Raw genomic sequence first — 584 nt, forward strand, 5'->3', positions numbered from 1 at the left:
GATAGTTGCAACAACACCAGCACCAACTGTACGGCCACCTTCACGGATAGCAAAACGTAGACCTTCATCCATCGCGATAGGTGCGATTAGAGTAACAGTCATAGAGATGTTATCACCAGGCATTACCATTTCAACGCCTTCTGGTAACTCGATAGTACCAGTTACGTCAGTTGTACGGAAGTAGAACTGTGGACGGTAACCTTTGAAGAAAGGAGTGTGACGACCACCTTCATCTTTAGAAAGCACATAGATTTCTGAAGTGAAAGTTGTGTGTGGAGTGATTGAACCTGGCTTAGCAAGAACTTGACCACGTTGAACGTCATCACGCTTAGTACCACGTAGAAGAACACCAACGTTCTCACCAGCACGGCCTTCGTCAAGAAGCTTACGGAACATCTCAACACCAGTACAAGTAGTTGTAATAGTGTCTACGATACCGATGATAGCAACTTCGTCACCAACTTTAACGATACCTTGCTCAATACGACCAGTTACAACAGTACCACGGCCTTGGATTGAGAAAACATCTTCGATTGGAAGGATGAATGGTAGATCGATAGCACGCTCTGGCTCTGGAATGTAAG

General features: G+C 45.2%; 1 protein-coding gene. It reads right to left on the reverse strand.

The window, feature by feature from the left end:
* A partial coding sequence (locus C0W29_RS21520; RefSeq protein ID WP_258179327.1) for an EF-Tu C-terminal domain-related protein occupies window positions 1-584 on the reverse strand: 584 nt, incomplete at both ends.

Origin of the sequence: Photobacterium kishitanii (assembly GCF_003026355.1) — a bacterium.
Lineage (GTDB): Bacteria > Pseudomonadota > Gammaproteobacteria > Enterobacterales > Vibrionaceae > Photobacterium > Photobacterium kishitanii.